Genomic DNA, 4,687 nt, shown 5'->3' on the forward strand with positions numbered 1-4,687 from the left:
CGCCCCCTGGCGGAATTTTCCGCCGCCAGATATATCAGCGCCGTCAGATAAGCGAACTCAAACACATGAGCCGACTTCCTGACAAAAAAATCCCAGATGCCCAGGCCCATGTCCATCCCCGGCATATCCGACAGATAATATATAAGTTTTGCCCACATAACAACAGCCAGCCACTGGAAAAAAACCATCAAAAGCCTATTTTGTTCTCTCTGGAAGGAGAAACCTCTCCGAAGGAGCTCTCGTATCTTTTCAGGTTCTCCGCGGCCGCCTGCATGAATCTCTTGGCGTGCGCCGGGCTCATTATCACCCTGCTGACAACGCTGGCCTTGGGCTGCTGGGGCTGAAGAAAGGCGAAATCAAAAATAATTTCCTCTTTCGTGTGGCTTATGAGCGCCATGTTCGCGTAAACGCCTTTCTGTATATCCTTGTCTATCTCTATCTGTATCTTCCTTTCTTCGCGATTCATCTTCTTCACCTCCTTGGTGTGCTTGTCCCATTTCACAAAACTGTGAGCGCCTTTGCTGTAGCGTTTTATCTCAGACACGATATTTATTTCCCCTATTGCCCGGCACTTTTCCGGCGCCGGCAAGTATTTTTTTGGCGATGACCTTCCCGTATTCCACGCCCGGCTGGTCAAAAGTGTTGATCCCCAGCATCTCGCCGTATATCGCGGTGGCCGCCTCAAGCATCATTATGAGCTGTCCCACATATTCGGCTGACACCTTCGGCATTTTTATTACCACGACCGGCCGTCTCGCCTCGGTGAGAGAAAGAGCCGTGCCCGCTTCCTCGGCCTTGAAGAGTTCCGCGATGTCCCGCCCGCCGAAGATGAAATCTCCCATCTTCGGGACTTTAAAGGAATCTATATCTTCCACCGACAGGAGCGTGACGACTTTGTCCTGCGGGCCTTCGGTGTAGAGCTGCAGCTGGGAATGCTGATCGGTGACGCCTTTGGCTTTCACCGGCGTGGGCCCCACGAAAACATCTTTGCCCTTCAGGTCTTTTTTCTTTCCCAGGGATTCCGCCCACAGCTGTGCGAACCAGTCGCTCACCGTGGCGAGCTTTTCCTCGTAAGGCATAAAAACATTTATGCGCCGGCCCTTTTTATAGAAAAGATAATGCACGGCCGCGTAAAGAGCGGCGGGATTTGACAGGAGGTCTTCCTGAAAACATATTTTTTCAGCGTCGGAAGCGCCTTTCAAAAGTTTTTTGATATCTATCCCGGCCACAGCGGCCGGAAGCAGGCCCACCGAAGACAGGCCGCTGAAACGCCCGCCCACATTGGAGGGGATGGAAAAAGATTCAATGCCGTGTTCCCGCGCGAATTCGCGCAGGAAACCCTTCTCGGGATCCGTCGTTATCACCACATGCTTTTTCCATGATCTGCCGGTTTTCTTTTTAAGGCCTTCGAGCGCCGCGGCGAAAACCGAAAGGGTCTCGCTCGTGGTGCCTGATTTCGTTATAACATTGAAAACCGTGTTTGAAAGAGGAGCGATCTCAAAAACTGATCTCACAAATTCAGGTGATATGTTGTCGGCTATGACTATCCGGGGCCTGCCGCCGCGTCCGGCGGCGTCTCTCAGATTGTAAAAAGACGGGGCGAGAGCGTCTATCAGGGCGCGGGGTCCGAGGGCGCTTCCGCCTATGCCCAGAACAACGAAACAGCCGCATTTACCTTTGAGCTTATCGGCGTATTTGATTATAGCCGAGGCGTTTTTGGAATCCCGCGGCAATTCGGCAAAACCGACCTCGCCGGATTTCCGCCGGGCGTTCAGTTTTTTCACGGCGGCCCGCACAGACGGGGCTATTTTTCTCAATTCGGCCCCGCCGAGGCCCTGCGCGCCTATGGAATCCCTCATCGCGGGAGCGTAATCAACGCTTATTCTTTTTGAAAAAGACTTTTTTGACGCTTTCATAAGCTCACACCTCCGTTAATAATGTTATCTGGGCGAAATAAGTCACCGTTGCTTCAACCAGATGCCCCGCGAGGGCCTTGCCGCCGTCAAGGCCGCAAACCACATGCAGATGGACGACTCCGCCGCTGACGCTCCCGTTACCCAGGAGCTCGGCTTTCAGATCAAAGTGTTTTTGATAATGATCCGGCGGGATCTTATCCGAATCCTGATGAATGGTGACGAGCTCAAAATCCATAAGAGCTCCCACACAGGAAACGATAACGGCTTCCTTTACGCCCTTTTCAGCGAGCCGCCTCTCAAGGGAAGCGACAAGCTTTTCGCCTTCTTCGATTTTTATTTTTATTTGTTTCATAAAACTTCCCCAAACCTTCTGTCAAAACAGAAAAAACGCATGTTCCGTATTCCCGCTGATTATATCAAATCCATTTGACTTGTAAAATGAGTTTATGTAAAATCACCAGTGTAATTCAGTAAAGAGAAAACCGTCGGTACCCGGCAGAGCGTTGCCGTCACCGCAGTTTGATTTAGGAGAAAAACCATAGAATGGCAAGAAAAATATCGGTAAAAACCGTTCTCATCTGTGATGATTCTCCCGAAACCCGCATGGTGCTCAAGAGTGTGCTCACAAATGACGGTTTCGCGGTGCTCGAGGCCGAAAACGGCCTTGTGGGCCAGGCACTCGCCGAAGCCCATATCCCCGACCTGATAATAATGGATGTGGTCATGCCCGGACAGGACGGCATAACAACCATCGGCAAACTCGCCGGAATTAAGGAAACAGCCGGAATCCCCATCATAATAATGACAGGCAAAACCGCCATAACGAAACTCATGGGCGAGGGCTCATCGCAGGTGAAGGCTATTTTTGAAAAACCCTTTTTCATGAAAGACCTGCGCGCGAAAATAGCCGAAATATTCAGTGACTGATTTTTTTCGCCGCAAGGCCGTGGCGGCGGCCGCAGTCGCCTTTTTTATCGCGCCGCTCATTCCCCCGGCCTCCGCCTCTGAGAAATCGGAAAGACTGTATAAACAGGGAAAGTTCGCCGAGGCGGTGGCGGCATCGGAAGAAGAATACGCCAGGACCGGCGACGACGGCGAAAAAGCTGAACTCATCAGATATCTGACCGAACTCGGCCTGGATATGAGCTTTAAGGAAAACTACAACGCCGCGGAATACGCTTTCAGCCGGGCGCTGAGTCTCTCTCCCGACGACCTCACTCTTAAAGAACTTAAAGACACGGTGAAAGATCTCGGATCTTATCCGGCGCGCGAGACTGTGCCGGAAAAAGAAGTCAAAGCCGCAGAGCCGCCTCCTGCGACGAGGCCTGCCCCTGCTCCGGCGCCGTTTCCGCTCAATGGCGTCTATATAAAACAACAGCTGGAACTGATACGGAAACTGGAAAAACTCGCCTCTGCCATAGAAAAAAAATCATCCTCGGACTCAGGAATATCAGAAGAGACGGTGCAGAAAACCGCTCTTTCCATAAACAGGACGATATCCGAAAGTATGTCAAGCATAAAACTGGCCTTTGTCCTTACTGCCCTCGCCGTCACAGCCGCGGCGGCTCTGCTTGTGTTCGCGGCTTTTCTGATCGCGCGCTATGCCGTCAACAAACACCACTCGCTGGTCATGGCCGCCCAAAAGCCCATGGGCCTGAAGCAAAAAGCCAGAAGAATTCCCCTTATATATCCCGACAACGACACAAAATACGAAGGCATAGGCATAATAGAGGCGGAGCTGTCCAGCGAGGACAGCACCGAGAGCAGCGTGGCGCGGACACTTCTTGAGCCTTTTCTGAACGATAGTGATATAGAGCTGAAAATACGGGCGATAAAAGCCCTGCACAAATACAGCGCCGATGAAGCCGTCGGGCTGCTGGAGCAGGAAGCGCCCAAAGGCCTTGACGGCATAAAGATATTCTGCCGTCTCATACAATTGATGAGCGCGGAAAAGAGCCTGGCTATTGCCGCCGAAGTCATGAAGAAAGCGGACCCCGAGGGAGCGGACCTCCTCAACAACGCCCTTATCAAACTCAACAGCCCCGCGCTTGACGCGAAACTCCGCGACAAACTCAATGCCCTGACAGGAATATCCGGCAAAGACGACCTTATAATCGGCTGACCCCATTCCCTCGCGTAATCCCAACAATGCACACGGCAGAGCTAAGCAAAATTAAAGTTTTCCTCGTTAACTGAATTTCAGCGATATTTTACGCTGGCTGTATTGTTTTACGGCCAAATTTGTTATCATTAAAAAATGTAGCCGCGGCCTCATGAGCCGGGGCTCAGGGATTATTATATGGAAGATCAGGAAAAATTATCGCTGCGAAAACAGGCAGAGATCTTAAATCTGCAAAAAGATGTGCTCTCCCGCCAGATATCAAAACTCCGGGACGATATCGCCGCGGAAAAAACAGAATTCCAGAAAACACAGACGAAACTGCAGGACGATATCCGCTTAAAAGACATTGAGATCAGGGCCGTGCGCAATTACATGGAGAAGCGCTCGGGCGAGATCAAAAACCAGCTGAAAGACGAATTCCAGTCACTGGAAATGGAAAAAGCACGCATCGCCGAAGTGACAAAAGAACTGGACGCGCGGAGAAACATGATAGAGAGTCTCGTGACGGCCAAACAGGCGGAATTTGAAAAACAGCTCCGGACGGAAAAAGAACTTTTTGAAAAGTCCCGCGAAGAGTATCTGAAGAATACGAAAAAACTGCAGGCGTCTCTGGATGAACACATACACAAAGGCGCCACCGAGTCAAAAC

At 51.2% G+C, this 4,687-nt stretch carries 7 protein-coding genes; 3 read left to right on the forward strand and 4 right to left on the reverse strand.

Going from position 1 to position 4,687, the window contains the following annotated elements; all coding sequences use genetic code 11:
* The 4 genes from FP827_08550 to FP827_08565 all read right to left on the reverse strand — a co-directional run.
* A partial coding sequence (locus FP827_08550; protein MBA3053112.1) for a hypothetical protein occupies positions 1-191 on the reverse strand: 191 nt, incomplete at its 3' end.
* Complete coding sequence (locus FP827_08555) at positions 188-466, reverse strand: DUF3467 domain-containing protein (GenBank protein MBA3053113.1); 279 nt, start codon at positions 464-466, stop codon at positions 188-190. The genes FP827_08550 and FP827_08555, both read right to left, overlap by 4 nt.
* 70 nt (positions 467-536) lie before the next feature.
* The gene (locus FP827_08560) at positions 537-1,916 is read right to left on the reverse strand and encodes a glucose-6-phosphate isomerase (GenBank protein ID MBA3053114.1); all 1,380 of its coding nucleotides are present in this window, start codon (positions 1,914-1,916) and stop codon (positions 537-539) included.
* Positions 1,917-1,920: 4 nt separating this feature from the next.
* Positions 1,921-2,268 (reverse strand): DNA-binding protein, encoded by a 348-nt coding sequence (locus FP827_08565; GenBank protein MBA3053115.1) that lies wholly within the window; start codon positions 2,266-2,268, stop codon positions 1,921-1,923.
* A 191-nt stretch (positions 2,269-2,459) separates the two neighbouring features.
* Between FP827_08565 and FP827_08570 the strand changes: the two genes are divergently transcribed.
* The 3 genes from FP827_08570 to FP827_08580 form a co-directional block, all read left to right on the forward strand.
* Entirely contained in the window at positions 2,460-2,843 is a 384-nt protein-coding gene (locus FP827_08570) for a response regulator (GenBank protein MBA3053116.1), read from the forward strand.
* Positions 2,836-4,038, forward strand: a complete 1,203-nt coding sequence (locus FP827_08575; protein MBA3053117.1) for a hypothetical protein — start codon at positions 2,836-2,838, stop codon at positions 4,036-4,038. Before FP827_08570 ends, FP827_08575 begins: the two co-directional genes overlap by 8 nt.
* 177 nt (positions 4,039-4,215) lie before the next feature.
* Positions 4,216-4,687: hypothetical protein (locus tag FP827_08580; protein ID MBA3053118.1), on the forward strand; the 472-nt coding region annotated here is incomplete at its 3' end.

The sequence above is a fragment of the Candidatus Omnitrophota bacterium genome, assembly GCA_013791745.1.
In the GTDB taxonomy this organism is placed as follows: domain Bacteria; phylum CG03; class CG03; order CG03; family CG03; genus CG03.